The following is a 16,247-nucleotide window of genomic DNA, read 5'->3' on the forward strand; positions in this document are numbered from 1 at the left end:
GCGAAAGCGGGAATCCAGTACTTTAAAACCTTTTCAAAACTTGATTTGAAAAATAAAAAATCTTTAAAATCAAGATTTTTTGAAAAGCTCGATTTATCTCGCTTTACCCTAGATTCCCGCCTACGCGGAAATGACATCGAACGCTTTTGCCAAGCCATGCAACAATCCTACCAAGATACGAAGATCAACTTCAAAAAGAGCAAGGAATCCACAAGACGAGGAACGGAGCGTATACTTAATACGTGAGTACCACAGTACTTGTAGGATGACGTAGCCAATTTTTGAAGTTCATCGAGTATCCTTCACTCTACTCGAAACAGTCTGTATACACTTATTATTTGTAATTCTTTTGTAACGCCATTTACTACTCTTGGAAATACTAATATTATGATTAAATTTAATATTTTGATCGATATTTGGCCCTAACGGATCTTTTATCATTTGATAAGATTTAACTGTTTCTAATTTTAAATAAGCCGCCGCAAGTTTTTCCAATCTAGCCGGCAAAAGTAGATAAGCTTTCTCTGCTTTTAAAATATGAATATTATTATTCTCACTATTTATCTGTTTTACAACGCTACTTAATTGATAATCAAGAGTTGAGACTCTCTCCTTTATGCTAAACAAACTACATATTGCTATAATTGTTATCAATAATGTTAAATAGTGAAGCTTTCTTATACTCATAATTAATTACTCATATATCGCTTTTGCTGCTCGAAGTTTTGCCGATCTCGCTCTAATATTTAGCCCTACTTCTTTATCTGACGGTGCTAGAGCTTTGTTAGTAATAATCTTAAGCCATTTATTTGGATCAATCGTCATGTCGTCTTTAGCATATTTTGATCTTACTACCGGCTTTTCCGAATTTTCTTTAAAGAAATTCTTAACTATCCTATCTTCTAAAGAGTGAAAAGACACCACAACTAAACGTCCGTCTTTCTTTAATATATTTTTTACATTCACTAAAAACTGCTCTAACTCCCCAAGCTCATCGTTTACATAAATCCTAATGGCTTGAAAGGTTTTAGTTGCAGGATCAATTTTGCCTTTTCTAAATCCTATACTACTTCTAACAATCTCGGCTAACTTACTTGTACTATCAATTCTCGCCGTTTTTCTATATTCTACAATTCTCTTAGCAATTCTTCGTGAAAAACTCTCATCTCCGTATTTGTAAATTACGTCAGCTAGCTCTTTTTCCTCTGCCGCATTTACAAACTCCTCGGCACTAAGCCCTTGCCCGCTCATACGCATATCGAGTGGTCCGTCATGCAAAAACGAAAATCCTCTATCTGCTATATCTAACTGCATTGATGAAACGCCTAAATCCAGCACTATCCCATCAAATTTTTTTTCCTTAAGCTTTGCAAAACTATCCGCAAAATTTGTTTCTACAAAATCAAATCTCTCACCGTAATGTTGCTGAATTTCTTCGGCTCTTTTAATCACGTTTGGATCACGATCCAAGGCTGTGACATAACAGTTACAGCTTTCTAATATTGCTTTGCTATATCCTCCTGCTCCAAACGTACAATCTAAATAAGACTCACCGGCTTTTGGGCTTAAGGCCTCTAACATTTCATTTAGCATTACAGACACGTGAGATTGTATCATTAATGAGCATTCCTTAGAGTTAAGCGCTTTTCATGAGCAATTTTTTGAGCGGCATTTAAATATTTCTCAAAATTCTGCGGCTGCCAAATCTCAAAAATCACCCCTTTACCTACAAAACATGCTTGCTCTTCGATTCCTGCATGCTTCATTAAAGATTGCGGCAATATAACTCTTCCCTCCCCATCAAAGGAAAGTTGTACAGCTTCCCCGAATATCATAGTCTCAAACGCATCACGCTCCTCGGAATAAGGATCAAGCGTCTCTATCATCTGCCTTAATTTCTCGATATGCGAAATACCGCACACCTCTATACAATTATTCCTAATCGACGGATAAGCAATTACACCGTTAAATAATTCTTTACCTAGTACCGCACGGTAATTCGCCGGCACCGACACCCTACTCTTTTTATCAACACCATTTACATACTTAGATAAAAATACATTCATTGGGTTAATTTGGGATTTAATGGGAAATTATAGGATATTATAGGAATATCAAGGAGTCAAGGGTTTTTAACAAGGATGAGTTAAATTATTAAGATGTCATACCGTGGCTTGACCACGGTATCCAAAAAAATAATTTAAAATACTAATATTAGTATTTTAGAATGGATTCCGCGATCAAGTCGTGGGATGACAGAGGGGGAATTGATCCACACAACAACGCCATACAGGAATAACATCGAACCACACAACAAAGCTTAATCCAATGATTTTATGGATTTTTTAAAGTGATTTTCACCTTGAAAATTCATATTATTTAATATATTAATTTTAGATAAATGATTATAGTAATTTTATGGCTAAAGTTAGAGAAATAGAAACGATGGCTACTCTAATAACAAAACAAACATCTTCTTATGATACAGGTATGGTGTCTGGATATTACCTTACTAGAGCAAGACGACACCCTAACTCCTATTGCTTCTTCCAATTTTATCCCTAGCATTGGTTTATCGACCATTCAAGAAGTACCACTGATATCTTCATCTTCTGCACAAGACTCCGGCTACAACATTACACTAGATAAACTATTCGAACAGTTTCACATCACTTACGGAGCATATTCTTTTTACCAATCCAAGTTTTTTCAAACCGCTCAACTAAAACATCTTATAAAAAAGATTTTAGATCATCAAGGTGATGGATATCAATATTCAAGATTCGTTTTATCATACAGTTCTACATAAGGCTATTTACCGCAAACTTTATGATATAGCTGAATTTTTACTAGAAAAAGGAGCTTCAACAGAGTTAAAAGATTTAGATGGATATACACCTCTTCAATTAGTTATTCATGAAGGCTACACAGAAATGGTTAAATTTAATAATATGGAGCAGATCATCGAGATAAAAACTAATAGAATTAGTACCCGATGATAAACCTGAATTAAAAGCTTTTTTAAGCTTTGCAATAGCGTCTCAAAATAATAATGCTAACACAATAGATAATTCTCTTGTTACCACTAAAGATATAGAAAAATTAAATGATACTACAAATTTCTATACCGGTTCAAGAATATCTAAAATTGTTGTGGTTGCTAATGAAAATCCTGAAGAGTTGGGACTTGAATTAGCTGGTGAAGTACATGAATAGATTTCTTAAACATACTCAATAATGACCTATAGAACTATTTTAATATAGGTTAATTTAAAAAATATTGACTTATTAATTTTTATTATGTTTTATTTGAAATAATTATTGATTAATGTTAATAATGATTTTATTTTTTACATAAATAAAGGTTAATTATGCCGCAACTTAAAATAGGTATTTTTAAAATACATAAATATTGTAAAAATATAAAAACTACAACTCAATCAAACGCTAACTATCCCCTAAAGAAAAAAACTACTGAACAAAAATTAAACCCCACTGTAAAATATAGAAATATGATCCCAACAAAGATATTTGGACACCAGATACTGAACTTCTTGGAACAGATTATGACACATAATTATAAATCTAGCATTCTTGACTACATATATATTGTGAACAAATGCTAAGTTTGAGCTTTAAAATCTAATTTATGTTTAATTTACCTATTGATAATATTATCGTATTCATATACCTAATATCTATTCTACTTATTGGTATATATTACCGAGCTAAAAATAGTAGTTTTAAGAACTATGCAAATGTTGAAAGTAAAGCGCAAAATAGTAAGCTGTTATTAATAGCTACGATATTTGTAAGTTCTGTCGGAGGAGCCACCACTTTCGGCATTATGGAAAAGGCTTTTTTGGGGCATGAATATTATGCTTACGCTCTTATACTTACAATACCTATAGATATATTAATTGCAATCTATATAGTGCCTTTAATTGCCAAACATTACGGAGCTGAAAGCATCGGCGATATCCTAAGTACATATTACGGTAATATAGGTCGTTTTATCGGAGGGGTTAGTTCGGTTATCGTTTCAGTGGGGTTTTTGGCTGCTCAAATAAGCGTCAGCGGCTATATTTTTCAATATATCTTAGAAATAAATGATGTAAATGGGGTAATTTTAAGTTATAGTATAGTACTTATATATACTACAATAGGCGGTTTACAATCTATTGTTTTTACTAATTTACTACAATTTTTGGCGATGATAATCGCTATACCAACCATAACTTTTATCAGTTTAAATAAAATCGGTTTTGTAGATTTTATTAATAACCTACCTACGGAAAATGCAAATTTTGATCGGAGCAACCTACTTTCTTATACAATTGCAGCAGCTTTAAGTTTTAGCGTCATGAATCTATATCCTACATTTATTCAAAGAGCTTTAATTAATAAAAATCCTACGCAAACAACTAAAGCAATATATACAAAATCCGCTATATATTTTTTCTTCTTGATTTGCATTACTTTAAATGGTTTAATTGCTTATAAGCTTTATCCAAACCAACCGTCAAATTTAGTATTACCTTATTTAATCAACCAAATCATCCCAACTTTAATTCAAGGGATAGTAATGAGTGGACTCTTAGCTGCCGTTATGTCTACTGCTGATTCTGATTTAAACGTTACTTCTATAGCTATTGTTAAAGATATAATCAATCCTATTTTTAAGGTTAAAAATCAGCAAAAATTATTATTAATTGCTCGAATTATTAACGTTATAATAGGAAGTTTTGCAATAATTGTAGCTTTAAAATTTAGTAATGTAATTGACTTAGTAGTATTCTTCACTGGTTTCTGGGGACCGGTAACATTAGTACCGTTAATAACAACGCTTTTTGGTATCAGAACATCTAAAACTATAATGGTCTTATCATCACTTGGCGGAGCAGCGATCTTCTTAATATGGGAATATTCTTTATCATTGCAATATTTCAACCTTAGAGGAGTGTTTATAGGGACAATGGTGAGTCTTGTGATATTTATTCTAGGATGGTGGTATTCTAATGTCATTACGAAGAAAGTCATATAAAATATATTATCTATTTACTTGCAGTTTTAAATAATTTAATATATTAACTCAAGGTTAATAATTGAATTATGAGGATTTTATGTCTAAGCAAAATAGTATTGAAGGAAAATATAGCATAATAATTCCTATTTAAGACAAGAATGGGAGAATAAAAAATTTAAGCTTAAATTCACGTGATGACGTTAATGGCAGCACTTTAGCTGATATAGCTAGGTATTCAGAAAATATGCGTAATATGTATTACTCTACTAAGCAAAAAAATGATGCTGTTAACTCTTTAATGACAGGAACTTTAAATTATTCTATTCATAGTACAATGACTCCATATTATCCTGACTTAACTAAATTTACTATTAATGATTTATCTCAGAATGATGAACCTAAATTAATAGGCGAAGCATGCCAAGAACTTAAAGATCCTATTGAGGATATAAAAAGCTAGCCTTTTGCATGCATCCAGAAACCTGCTCGATGTCATTCCTGCGGAAGCGGGAATTCAGTGACAAGTAGGAAAATCGAGCTTTTAATTTTTTAAATTTAGTATGTCTAGACTTTTTAGTGACTGGATTCCCGCCTCTGCGGGAATGACATCGCAACTCATACAACTAGGTTTTTCATGAGTTATAATATTAGTTTTTTCTGTGCAAAACATTAAAAATCATCTCAGCAAGTAACTTGTTAATACCATTTACTTTAGCAAGCTCATATATGGTTGCGTCGCATACTGCTTTATACGAACCGAAATAATGCAGTAATGCTTTTTTTCGAGTTTCACCTACGCCCTCTATATCGTCAAGGCGTGATATTTTTATAGCACGTGATCTACCTAGTCTATGATTCTTTATGGCAAAATTATGTGCCTCATCTCGCAAGATTTGTAAATATTTCATAACCGGCAAATTCTTATCTAGAGTAAATACTTCCTTACCTATCACATGGAACTGTTCAAAACCGGCATTTCTATCTACTCCTTTTGACATACAAACAAAAGGAATATTCATTTCAAATTTATCCATCACCTCTTTAACAACGCCTAAATGCCCTTTGCCGCCGTCTATAATCATTAAGCTTGGCAATTTATGCGGCTCTTGCCTTAACCTTGTAAGCCGCCTTGTTAGGACTTGCCGGAGCATCTCATAATCGTCACCTTTTATGTCACCCCCGCAGTTCTTTATGCCATTCCCACGAAAGCAGGAATCCATTAACCTTTTTGGATCCCCGCTTTCACGGGAATGACATACGAGAGAGGGAGTATGGACATTAAAAACCCGATATTCTTTTTTATCAAAACCGACTTTACCAGCAACTACCATCACTCCAACCGCAAACTTACCTTGAATATGGCTATTATCATAAATCTCAATTCTTTCAGGAATTTCAGAAAGACCAAACAGCTCTTTAATTTCAAACATAATCTCTTGATTTTTTGCAAATTTCTTCAAATACTGCTCTAGAGAAAATAAAGCATGTGTCTCAGCATTTTGAACTAATTTAGCCTTACCGCCTTTATTAGGTACTGTAATATTAATCTGAAGTATATTGTTGATTTTCTTAATCGCCTCTATCACATTCTCTTTATCATTAATTTCATGATTAATTATAATTGCCGCAGGCACGTGTTGTTTTTGGTAAAATTGTAATAAAAAATATTCTAATACTTCTTCTTTGGTACTATTTTCGGTAGCAGTAGGAAAATAAGGAATATTACCGCATGCTTGCCCTGCCCTATATAAAAACACTTCCACGCAATAATGCCCGTTCTTTTCCACAATAGCGATTATATCTGCGTCTTTAACGACATCTGAAACCCCTGCCTTAAGCTGCACATAACTCAGTGCTTTAATGCGATCTCTAATTTCTGCCGCCTCTTCAAAACGCATCTGACTACTTAGCTCTTCCATCTTTCTAGATAGGTTCTCTTGGAGTTCTTTAGTGCGACCTTGTAAGAAATCTTTAACCTGAGTTACTAAGTCTCTATAGTCTTCCTTGTTTATTTTACCGACGCAAGGAGCATAACAACGTTTTATTTCATATTGTAAGCAAGGGCGAGTACGTGAATTAAAGTAATTATCCGTGCAAGAACGTAATTTAAAAATTTTTTGTAGTTCGGTCAAAGTAGTATTAACTTCCACACTCGAGGCAAAAGGACCAAAAAACTTCCCGTCACTTAGAGTTTTACCTCGATATTTTAGTAATTGTGGGAAATCATGATCTAAACGTAACTTAATGAAAGGAAAAGACTTGCAGTCCTTAAGAAGAATATTAAATTTCGGCTGAAATTTCTTGATTAACTGTGCTTCTAAAAGTAGTGCTTCAACTTCGGAATTAGTGATGCTATACTCTAAAAAACAAGTATTTGCAATCATCCGAAGCGTCTTATTATCTAAATTGCTTTTAATGTAATTAGTAAGGCGTTTCTTTAAATTTTTAGCTTTACCGACATAGAGAACTTGCTTGTTAACGTCAAACATTCGATAAACCCCTGAACGTTCAGGAGCATCTATAAGTTTAGATTTAATTAACTCACTTCCGGTAATTTCTAGGGTCATGTGTATAGTGGTCCTATGTCATTCTTAGCTAAAAGCCGAAATCCAGAAAAAATAACCTTAATATTGATATAAAAATTACACATTAAACCTAAAAAAACAAGTTTTTTATAGGTTTTACTGGATTTCCGCCTTTGTGGGCATGACATAGAAGAGTGCACAATGCAACAATAACCTTCAATTCCCCGTTTTATTATACGGATTGTCATTTGCAACTTTAACATTCACTATTTTTCGTGTATTGTCATCAAAGAAAAAGGTTATTTTAAACTCATCTCCTACATTTAAATCTACTTTTGGGTCATAAAGCATAATATGCATGTCACCGGGCTTAAAATCAACATTAATATTACCGGCAATTAAAAATGGATAATCCACTTTTACCATTTTACTAACCCCTTGATCATTAATTGTTTGATGAATTTCTATTCCACTTATCTTATCTGAAGATATATTCACTAAATTATAACTCTTACTTCTACTATTTATTAATGTAAAATACATAGCAGAATTGCTAACTTTACCTTGCACATTTGTTGTAGGTCTTGCCCAAGGCTGTGCAAAGTGAACGGCTGCCTCTGCAGGTAAATCATCGGGCTGATCAGAAGAAGAAGTTGTAGAATTAGGATTTTGAGCTGTTTGGTCAGCATCAGCATAGTTTACTGCACAAATTAAAGTTATAAAACTAATTAGTAATGTTTTTAGCATAATAATACCCTTAATAAATTAAAATGAAATATTAACATAGATTAAATATAAATCTAGTTTTTTAAAAGATATTTTTTGTACACTTCTTGTGGTAATCTCTCTATAGCATAACGAACTGCGATTCTTAGCATTTGTAAAGTATAGCGATCCAAAAAATCTATTCATTGTTTTGCATCTTTTTTTCCTGCTTCACGTAGCATCCAACCTACTGCTTTATACATTAAATCATGTTTATCGTTTAAGAGTAATTTTGCTATTTCAAAAGTCGTATTTAATGTATTATTTTTGATAAAATACCAAGTAACAACTATAGCTATTCGTCTTTCCCATAGAATTTCCGATTTTGTTAGTGTAAAGAGATAATCCTTTTCTTTATCCCATAAATAAGCTCCGATTATATGATGAGCTGATGCATCCACTAAATTCCAATTATTTACGTGTTTTATACTGTTTAAATAAAAATTATACAAAAACTCTTTATCTTGTGCTGTCTGATATTGCATAATCAAAATAGCTAATACTAAAAATTTCTCTTCATTAAATTCTGAAGTAATAAGTCGGCTTAAATCCTCCATATCCAAATTATAAATAACTTTTAGCTATTGTACGTAAAGTCGGCACGGTAACACCAATAAATCGGTCATGCTCTCCATACTCTCCTTCTCTAGTTTTCAAGAATAGCATTCTACGTTCTACAGGAATAGTAGCATTCTCAAGTAAAATATTTCTAATTTGTTGTAAATTGTCTCTCATGTTCAATAAGCCATTTTTTACGATGTAATCCCCTGCCATAACCTCCAAGTTTGCCATTGCTATTAATAATACGATGACAAAGAACAATGATTGCTAACTGATTCATACCATTAGCATTTGCAACAGCTCTATAAGAATTAGGTTTGCCCAAAACTTTAGCCTGATTTAAATAGCTTCGTTTTCACCGTAAGGTATATTCATTAATTCTTGCCAAACCATTTTTTGAAATGGGCTTCCTAAAAGCTATATAGGCGTATTAAATTTTTGTAAAGTACCGTTAAAGTACAATTGCAGATCCTCTTCAATCATTCAAATCGGTTCAGTGCTTCCAGGAATAATAGCAGATTCTGTCTTAATCCTTAGCCTCTCAAGTTCACGCTCCAAACCTCTTCTATCAACAAACTCTAGCAAATAAAGCAATTTTTCATCACTAATTGCCAGCATAGAAACAAGAGGCGTATCTAGCCAAGCCGCTTTTAAAATATTTAAATGCCGGTTAAATTTTGTCGGCGGTCCTCCCATTATTTTAGAGACAGCATCTAGCAAATCGCTACTTGACTCATAACCCATATCAATTTGTGTATTCATGACCGATGCACCCATACGCATTTGCTTCATCGCAATACCCATACGCCTTGCTCTCGCATATTCTACAAACGTCATACCAAAACGTTTTTTAAATTGGCAATGTGCTGTAGAAGCATCTACTGATAACTCATCACAATCACTATCTTTCCATCTTTTAGCAGGATTAAACTCAATAGCATTAACAAGAGTACAAACTAAACCTGAAGCTTCACCAAGGATGTGAAAGAAGCTTGCAACGCTGACCAGGTCTATATGAAGCATGCCAAGCTTCCTTAGCAGTTTTATAAAATTCACAATTTTCAAATTTAGGTTTCCGTACAGGACAAGTCGGTCTACAAAATACTCTTGTTATTTTAACCGCTACAAAAAAGATATTTTCATATCTGTCATCTTTATTAATTAATGCCTGATAATATTCTTGTCTTTGAAGCTTATTAAACATATTAATTTATCCTATAATATAATAATTATATTATATGAACTTTTTAAAACTCCTGTAACCGAAATTCAGGCATTGATTTTTTATTTAATACTTCTGTCTCTCATGCTCGATAAGCCATTTTTTGTGATCTAGCCCTGAACCATAACCGCCAAGCTTACCGTTATTATTGATGATGCAGTGACACGGAATAATTATAACAAATTTATTTGCTCCATTAGCATTTGCAACGGCTCTATAAGATCTTTCCATACCTATTAATTTAGCTTGGGTAAAGTAACTTCTTGTTTCACCATAAGGTACATTCATTAGCTCTTGCCATACTAATTTTTGAAATTTGCTTCCTAAAAGATATATCGGAGTATTAAATTTTTGCAAAGTACCGCTAAAGTAAGATTTAAGCTCCTCTTCAATTGATATAATCGGTCTAGTGCGATCTTCAGTAATAGCCGATTTTGTGTTAATCTTAAGTCTTTTAATTTTATACTCTAATCCTTTACTTTCAACAAAATCGAGCAAATAAAGCCTCTCTGTATCACTAATTGCCAGCATAGAACCAAGAGGCGTATCTAGCCAAGCGGATTTTAAACTCATTATTTTACCCTAAATATGATTTCTTAATATTATAATATTGATTTTTTATTTAACAATTTTATATTTTTAAAACTAACAATTTATAGGTAATCACTATGATAAAAGCTCATGTTTTTAAATATTCTCAGGTAATTTTAACCAAGAGGGAACTCGCTATAATAAAATTTAGCAAATACAGCGGACTAAGTATACCGGATATTGCTACTATGGCAAAAGAAGAAGAAAAACTAACGGAATAATAGATCAGTATAAAACCGGTAAAATAACTACCGCAAAATTTCGTAAAAAAATGAATGAGCTTATACAAGCAAAAAACGGTAATCCTATATACGAGATAATGAGGTATTTGATCAAGGCTGGAATGCTATGTGCAAAATAGAACCTGAAAAGCTAACAGAGATATATAAACTTACAACAGACACATAAATTTCATATCCACATTATAGGCAATACAAACGAATTACAGTATAATTATATTCAATAAAAAATAGAAAAGGCTCCAAATCAACCCACCATTTCTTATACACTTTCATACAAACTTGGTAACTCAGGTGAGAGAGAATTAAAACATTATACAAAACATTTTTTAGCAGCTCGCGATTATGAACCGGTATGGCATATGGAAGCTCAAAATGACTATGACCAAAACGCTTTAGACATATTAGGAAAATATTACGATAATACGACTAAAGATATTATATAAATATTGATAGCTTAAAAATTCTACAATAGCGCATTCTGCAATAATTCGCTATTTGCGTTATTTAAGCCAAATCATTTAGCTTCATGATCTTTAGCAAAATCAATTAGGCTTTCCACAACATCACTTAAATTTTCATTATTAAAGTCAATCCTCATTTCTTTTTTAACAACATCAACAAAATAATCATCAAGTGAATTTTTCATTTAAAATGGAAGTGTTTTTTGTCCAATGAACAATTATTTCCTGCTTAATGATGTCATAGGTATCAAGAGCAATTTGAATGGCATTTTTACGCTGATTTTGATCTTTGCGATTCTGTAAGAAGCTATTATTGTTTTGTTAGTGCCGAGTTCACTTGGCACATCATTTTTAAATTCAGCTCTTATTTTTTTAACTCTATTTAAAAGATCGCTATCCGATAAACGTTTATTATGATGCTGTATTATTGTGTTATTTATTAAGGGTAGAAAATTTTTGATAAAAGGCAGGATCGATATTGATATAAGCCTTAAATAGTATCTTGTATTTGATTAGCCATATCCATGACCGAATGTTAACCGCCTCAGTTTTAGTAATATGACCGGCAATAACATACTCATCAAGCAACTTCATGACTTGAGCGGTATATATTTTTTTATCCGGTTTTTCTTTATAACGCTTTTCCACTATCTCTTTGAGCTTATTAAATTTTATTCATATTGTAAATTAACTTGTTCTTTTTCTTCATAAAATTCATAAGAATTAGAAGCTATAGACATCAGATTTTTAAATTTATTCAACAAGAAATAAAACTTATTGCGTATAACTTCATCGGCTAAATGCTGTTCGAGCTGTTCAGAATCCAAATCGTTAGGCACATTTATAAAAATATTTTTAATTTCTTGTAGTAACGGAAAAAATGCTTTCAATTTATCATCTACAAAAAATATAGCATCTTCTAAATCTTCTCTATCAAAATTGTTTAAACCATAATTTTCATAAAATTGATGTGCTTGTTTTAATTGATTCGATAACCCTACATAGTCAATTATGTAACCGTATTCTTTAGTTTTCCCTTTTTCTTCAAATAGACGATTCGCACGAGCAATTGCTTGTAAAAGACTATGCTCTTTTCATTCTTTGCATATGTAAATAACGACATTACGCGGTGCATCAAAACCGGTTAGTAATTTTGAAACTACAATTAAAATTTCAGGATCATCGGAACTTTTAAATTTTTTAATAATTCTATTATTGAATTTTACTCCATATTGTTCCCTCATGTTTTTTATAAATTTATCTACTTCATTTTCGCTTTCAATATCTTTATAACCGTCCCGGTCATCAGTAGCAGATATAACAACTTCAGAACTTACTTGTCCTATATCATCTAAAAATTTTTTAAAACGAACGGCAATTAATCTAGAAGGAGCTATTAACATACCTTTTAAACCTGTGCCTTTAAATGTTTTTAAATAGTGCGTTGAAATATCAAATGCTTTGGCATAAATAGCTTCCTTTGTTTGAGCAAGCATCTTTGAGCAACTGAATCTTGTTTTCAAAGCTGCTTTTTCTTCTCTATTTAATCCATTAGTAATCATATCAAAATCTTGTATTACGTCCTGCAAACTCTCAACTACTAAATTATTTGTAGTACTTACTCCCCTTGATACCTACATACCAAATCTTACAGAGTCAAGATTTTGTAAATTTTTCTTTAAGGCTACCAGCGATGTGCCTGCTACTAGCTTTCTTATATCACCTGCTATCTGCATAGTCTGAGTACCTAGCTGGTATAAATTTAATGCCTGATCTAGAACATAAAGCCATTGCGTACCATTTTTATGTATTAAGTGATTGGCAAGCTTTGCAGTGTAGCTTAAATCTTCTTGCATGCCAATATGTATTGTATGCCAGCTTGCATTGTAGTAGATAGAGAATTTAGCTGTCATTGCCTATTATATCGACTTCGTCCTCTAAATAAGAAGCTATATGATATTTTAAGGTCAACAGGCATTAGATTAAGGATTGGACTTTCTTCTAAAGACTTGTCTACTAATTTAAAAATGGAGTATGATCTTTAAAAGGATTTTCAGTTTGATCAGAGCTATAAAAAAGCTTATAATTTTGTCCTATAAATAAATTTAATGCCTCTTTATCTATTGCTTTATATTTATCTGCAATCTCCTTTATTTCTTCTAGCGTATAATTATTAGATAAAATTTTAACAAATTATGAGATAGATTAGTTATTTTTGCTAACGTATTTATATCTTGGAAACTCATTTTATCTTGCTAATGATTTGTAAAAGTATATTGCTCATTTTCATAGGTGTTAAACTCTGCAATTTTTATAGAAAAATCCTCGTCTACAATCAATTTAAAAGGTCTGTTATTAGCATTTATTTCTAAAGCTCTATTAGTTATATTAAAATTAACACGTGCATTATTTATGTCTATACTACCTAAGCCATTATAGTAATTCATAGTATCGGTGATACCTAAAAAATATTACTATTAGTATCTAAACTAAAAGAGTGAGTAATATTATCACCTACAGTAACGCCAAGCCAACTATCAAGACCCATGCTTGCTGCGCCCTTTGCATTTATATTTTTTGTTGTACCACTCATATTATGTCCTTATTTTTTTATTAATTTATAAGAAAATAAGTCGTATTTAATAATTTATTATTCTCTTCACTGCTATAATTACTGAGTTCTAGCAAAGCTTCGTATATTTCTTTCTCAAGTAAATAGTCACCTCAGCTTTTGAGTATGTAGATTATTATTTTTGCCTGGATTCTGCTGTTGTAAATACTTCCCATAACCAATAATAGTAGGTACAGAATATTTTTTTAGCAAGACATGGAGCGAAAATTAAAACAAAAGGAACATTCAAAGTTTTTACTAAATTTCAAAAAGCCTTGAACCCCTTATCGGCAGTGGTGGAGGCAAAGGGAATCGAACCCTTGACCCTCTGCGTGCAAAGCAGATGCTCTACCCCTGAGCTATGCCCCCGATTATTTATTGGCGAGGTTTTTGGAAGTGAAAATATTAAGATAAGCTTTTAACTAATCCCCAAGGTAATGGCTGACCATTGCTCCCTACGACTAAATCTCCGGAAGATTCATATTCGGCAGCTAGAAAAGACTTTTGAGCAGCAATAAGCTTGACCGGTTTGATTTTCTGACCGTTATGAAAATATTCTTTAGCCTGTTCCCTAGAAGTCGGGTTATTTTTGGAAGCTGTTTTTGCTTTAGACATATACTATTAACTTTTTCTTAAACTTGTGAAGAATATAAAACTTTTTCCTAAACTTGTCAATAACTACCGTGTCGATAAATAGACATTGCCTAGAAAAAGTTGATAATTTGAAAAGTTGACGTCATTACGAGGAAAATTACAAAGTAATTGACGAAGCAATCTAGTAAAATGCGTAGCATTTTTATTATTTTTCTGGATTGCCACGCTCCTTACAGTCACTCGCAATGACGATTTGGTATCCATGCAACAGGAGCCTACAGCCGCTTACAATGACGGTATCAACGATTTCTAGGCAATGCCTATAAATATGTTATCATTATTCTTCCGTTATTACTTCACTTTCACCGACGAATGCTATTTTAAATTCTACTATTTCTGATATCGTTTTTCCATCATATATACTAAACCCTACTCCTGTAAATTCTACTCTTGCGTTGATATCAGCACCATATGATACTAACAGCTTATATATTTCATAATCCTTAATATCTTTAGAAGTACATCGAACATTTTTAGCAACCGCATGCAAAGGTATTCCTCCGGATTTTCTTTGATCCACCTCAGCTCCGTTCTTAAGTAATAGTTTTGCTACATTAAAGTGCTTACTGCTTCATATAAAGGTGATCCTAGCCAAACTCCTCGTTCCCGTTTACTGCAACGCCTTTTGATATTAGAGATATTCTGCTACAATTTCTGTGACGTGCGGCTGAATTTCAAGGAGTATTCTTCAAAATATCACTACATATATTAACATTTGCTTTTTTTTCTTCAACTCACCATTTAGCCAACTTTTAGTGCATTATTTGTAGATACCGAAAATAGTTCAGTAGTAGATACTGCACGTAATTCATTTAAACTCCTTACTAGGCCCACTTTAATCAAGAGAAAAATAGACTCTTTTAAACATTTTCAAAGCTACATTGTTTTACATAATGTTCTATATCTTGCACTACTACTCTATTTGACTTTAGCAACAGAGTTAAATTACTATTTAATAGTTCTTTTATCATATTCTACTTATTTATACTTTGTATTTCTTAAAGGTGATAAAGATCTCATTGTCATTCCTGCAAAAGGCTTGCTTGGATACCCAAATCGTCATTGCGAGCAGCCGTAGGCTGCGTGGCAATCTTATGAAATAATAACAAACTCCTGAGATTGCTTAGTCCATTGCTATGCAATTTCCTCGCAATGACGATTAGGAAGTCACGCAGACAATACTGAGAACTCCTACTGATTAATCCTTGCCGTATGGTAACCGTTAGGTAGATCACGCACCCAATCACCTCTTGCAAAAGAGCCAAAGATAATCATAGCGATTTTATCTTGTGCAATATCTAGAATTTGCTAGACTATAAAATTAAGCCTAGCTTGGATTTTTAGAGAACACTGAGGTAAAGTGGTTTTCATTATAATACCCTACAATTTTTAAAAAGGTTGTATTGTCTTAAGAATTAATGGCTCGTTTTATGTCATTCCCGCGAAGGCGGGAATCCAGACAATATAAACATCTCGAAGAATTTTTACTTTTTCTAAAAATGTAAAGAAATTTTAAGAAATAGCTATAACCTTTTGATTTTTTCAAGTTTTGCTGGATTCCCGCCTTCGCGGGAATGACATAGAGTAAA

General features: G+C 32.5%; 21 protein-coding genes, 1 tRNA gene and 5 pseudogenes. 5 read left to right on the forward strand and 22 right to left on the reverse strand.

Translation table 11 applies throughout. The features are described 5' to 3' along the window. Nucleotides 1-288 precede the first annotated feature (288 nt). The 3 genes from RC_RS04275 to mraZ are packed head-to-tail and all read right to left on the reverse strand — an operon-like array spanning nucleotide 289 to nucleotide 2,066. On the reverse strand, nucleotides 289-687 hold the full coding sequence (locus tag RC_RS04275) for a cell division protein FtsL (RefSeq protein ID WP_010977462.1): 399 nt from the start codon (nucleotides 685-687) through the stop codon (nucleotides 289-291). A gap of 6 nt (nucleotides 688-693) precedes the next feature. Then, nucleotides 694-1,617: a 16S rRNA (cytosine(1402)-N(4))-methyltransferase RsmH gene (rsmH, locus tag RC_RS04280; protein ID WP_010977463.1), complete on the reverse strand. Its 924-nt coding sequence runs from the start codon at nucleotides 1,615-1,617 to the stop codon at nucleotides 694-696. After that, nucleotides 1,617-2,066 carry a division/cell wall cluster transcriptional repressor MraZ gene (gene mraZ / locus RC_RS04285; RefSeq protein ID WP_010977464.1) on the reverse strand — a complete coding sequence of 150 codons (450 nt, stop codon included), beginning with the start codon at nucleotides 2,064-2,066 and terminating at the stop codon, nucleotides 1,617-1,619. Before mraZ ends, rsmH begins: the two co-directional genes overlap by 1 nt. 696 nt (nucleotides 2,067-2,762) lie before the next feature. Between mraZ and RC_RS10350 the strand changes: the two genes are divergently transcribed. The 3 genes from RC_RS10350 to RC_RS04300 all read left to right on the forward strand — a co-directional run bounded on the left by RC_RS10350 (nucleotide 2,763) and on the right by RC_RS04300 (nucleotide 5,486). Beyond that, nucleotides 2,763-2,999: an ankyrin repeat domain-containing protein gene (locus tag RC_RS10350; RefSeq protein ID WP_233417438.1), complete on the forward strand. Its 237-nt coding sequence runs from the start codon at nucleotides 2,763-2,765 to the stop codon at nucleotides 2,997-2,999. A gap of 650 nt (nucleotides 3,000-3,649) precedes the next feature. Further along, a complete protein-coding gene (locus RC_RS04295; protein WP_010977468.1) occupies nucleotides 3,650-5,044 on the forward strand; it encodes a sodium:solute symporter family protein in 1,395 nt (464 codons plus the stop codon). Nucleotides 5,045-5,270: 226 nt separating this feature from the next. Further along, nucleotides 5,271-5,486, forward strand: a complete 216-nt coding sequence (locus tag RC_RS04300; protein WP_010977469.1) for a hypothetical protein — start codon at nucleotides 5,271-5,273, stop codon at nucleotides 5,484-5,486. 187 nt (nucleotides 5,487-5,673) lie between these two features. Here RC_RS04300 and uvrC read toward each other — a convergent pair whose 3' ends face one another. From uvrC to RC_RS04330, 8 genes and pseudogenes are all read right to left on the reverse strand, one after another. Next, the gene (uvrC, locus tag RC_RS04305) at nucleotides 5,674-7,593 is read right to left on the reverse strand and encodes an excinuclease ABC subunit UvrC (protein ID WP_010977470.1); all 1,920 of its coding nucleotides are present in this window, start codon (nucleotides 7,591-7,593) and stop codon (nucleotides 5,674-5,676) included. Between the two features lie 174 nt (nucleotides 7,594-7,767). Then, a complete protein-coding gene (locus tag RC_RS04310; RefSeq protein ID WP_010977471.1) occupies nucleotides 7,768-8,298 on the reverse strand; it encodes a copper chaperone PCu(A)C in 531 nt (176 codons plus the stop codon). 161 nt (nucleotides 8,299-8,459) lie between these two features. Next, nucleotides 8,460-8,873 (reverse strand): DNA alkylation repair protein, encoded by a 414-nt coding sequence (locus tag RC_RS04315; protein WP_233417439.1) that lies wholly within the window; start codon nucleotides 8,871-8,873, stop codon nucleotides 8,460-8,462. A gap of 7 nt (nucleotides 8,874-8,880) precedes the next feature. Then, nucleotides 8,881-9,051, reverse strand: a complete 171-nt coding sequence (locus tag RC_RS07770) for a DNA alkylation repair protein (RefSeq protein ID WP_016770286.1) — start codon at nucleotides 9,049-9,051, stop codon at nucleotides 8,881-8,883. Further along, nucleotides 9,026-9,573: pseudogene (locus RC_RS10355) on the reverse strand (methylated-DNA--[protein]-cysteine S-methyltransferase). Before RC_RS10355 ends, RC_RS07770 begins: the two are co-directional and overlap by 26 nt. 30 nt (nucleotides 9,574-9,603) lie before the next feature. Then, nucleotides 9,604-9,900: pseudogene (locus tag RC_RS11050) on the reverse strand (helix-turn-helix domain-containing protein); the annotation flags it as partial. Beyond that, complete coding sequence (locus RC_RS07775; protein ID WP_010977475.1) at nucleotides 9,848-10,081, reverse strand: Ada metal-binding domain-containing protein; 234 nt, start codon at nucleotides 10,079-10,081, stop codon at nucleotides 9,848-9,850. The pseudogene RC_RS11050 and the gene RC_RS07775, both read right to left, overlap by 53 nt. Nucleotides 10,082-10,165: 84 nt before the next feature. Continuing rightward, entirely contained in the window at nucleotides 10,166-10,672 is a 507-nt protein-coding gene (locus RC_RS04330) for a methylated-DNA--[protein]-cysteine S-methyltransferase (RefSeq protein ID WP_010977476.1), read from the reverse strand. A gap of 95 nt (nucleotides 10,673-10,767) precedes the next feature. Between RC_RS04330 and RC_RS09635 the strand changes: the two genes are divergently transcribed. Both RC_RS09635 and RC_RS11055 read left to right on the forward strand, forming a co-directional pair. Further along, the gene (locus tag RC_RS09635; RefSeq protein ID WP_014273624.1) at nucleotides 10,768-10,911 is read left to right on the forward strand and encodes a hypothetical protein; all 144 of its coding nucleotides are present in this window, start codon (nucleotides 10,768-10,770) and stop codon (nucleotides 10,909-10,911) included. A gap of 50 nt (nucleotides 10,912-10,961) precedes the next feature. After that, nucleotides 10,962-11,156, forward strand: a pseudogene (locus tag RC_RS11055) (hypothetical protein). 290 nt (nucleotides 11,157-11,446) lie between these two features. Here RC_RS11055 and RC_RS10820 read toward each other — a convergent pair. From RC_RS10820 to RC_RS10375, 11 genes and pseudogenes are all read right to left on the reverse strand, one after another. Further along, on the reverse strand, nucleotides 11,447-11,578 hold the full coding sequence (locus RC_RS10820) for a hypothetical protein (protein WP_014410871.1): 132 nt from the start codon (nucleotides 11,576-11,578) through the stop codon (nucleotides 11,447-11,449). Nucleotides 11,579-11,825: 247 nt separating this feature from the next. Beyond that, complete coding sequence (locus RC_RS10365; protein WP_010977477.1) at nucleotides 11,826-12,041, reverse strand: hypothetical protein; 216 nt, start codon at nucleotides 12,039-12,041, stop codon at nucleotides 11,826-11,828. Between the two features lie 23 nt (nucleotides 12,042-12,064). Continuing rightward, nucleotides 12,065-12,283, reverse strand: a complete 219-nt coding sequence (locus RC_RS04345; protein ID WP_010977478.1) for a hypothetical protein — start codon at nucleotides 12,281-12,283, stop codon at nucleotides 12,065-12,067. Nucleotides 12,284-12,487: 204 nt separating this feature from the next. Continuing rightward, nucleotides 12,488-12,955, reverse strand: a complete 468-nt coding sequence (locus RC_RS04350; RefSeq protein ID WP_041471732.1) for a type I restriction enzyme subunit R domain-containing protein — start codon at nucleotides 12,953-12,955, stop codon at nucleotides 12,488-12,490. A gap of 72 nt (nucleotides 12,956-13,027) precedes the next feature. Next, nucleotides 13,028-13,249, reverse strand: a complete 222-nt coding sequence (locus RC_RS04355) for a hypothetical protein (RefSeq protein WP_233417440.1) — start codon at nucleotides 13,247-13,249, stop codon at nucleotides 13,028-13,030. Between the two features lie 160 nt (nucleotides 13,250-13,409). Beyond that, a pseudogene (locus RC_RS11060) lies at nucleotides 13,410-13,840 on the reverse strand (hypothetical protein). Between the two features lie 14 nt (nucleotides 13,841-13,854). Further along, complete coding sequence (locus tag RC_RS10825) at nucleotides 13,855-13,986, reverse strand: hypothetical protein (RefSeq protein ID WP_016728225.1); 132 nt, start codon at nucleotides 13,984-13,986, stop codon at nucleotides 13,855-13,857. Nucleotides 13,987-14,298: 312 nt separating this feature from the next. Further along, nucleotides 14,299-14,373: transfer RNA gene (locus RC_RS04365), tRNA-Ala, on the reverse strand. 36 nt (nucleotides 14,374-14,409) lie between these two features. Beyond that, complete coding sequence (locus tag RC_RS04370; protein WP_004998070.1) at nucleotides 14,410-14,619, reverse strand: hypothetical protein; 210 nt, start codon at nucleotides 14,617-14,619, stop codon at nucleotides 14,410-14,412. Nucleotides 14,620-14,935: 316 nt separating this feature from the next. Then, nucleotides 14,936-15,178: an ankyrin repeat domain-containing protein gene (locus RC_RS04375; RefSeq protein WP_010977482.1), complete on the reverse strand. Its 243-nt coding sequence runs from the start codon at nucleotides 15,176-15,178 to the stop codon at nucleotides 14,936-14,938. A gap of 689 nt (nucleotides 15,179-15,867) precedes the next feature. Beyond that, nucleotides 15,868-16,029, reverse strand: a pseudogene (locus RC_RS10375) (nucleotidyltransferase); the annotation flags it as partial. Between the last annotated feature and the right edge of the window lie 218 nt (nucleotides 16,030-16,247).

The sequence above is a fragment of the Rickettsia conorii str. Malish 7 genome (genome assembly GCF_000007025.1).
GTDB lineage: Bacteria > Pseudomonadota > Alphaproteobacteria > Rickettsiales > Rickettsiaceae > Rickettsia > Rickettsia rickettsii.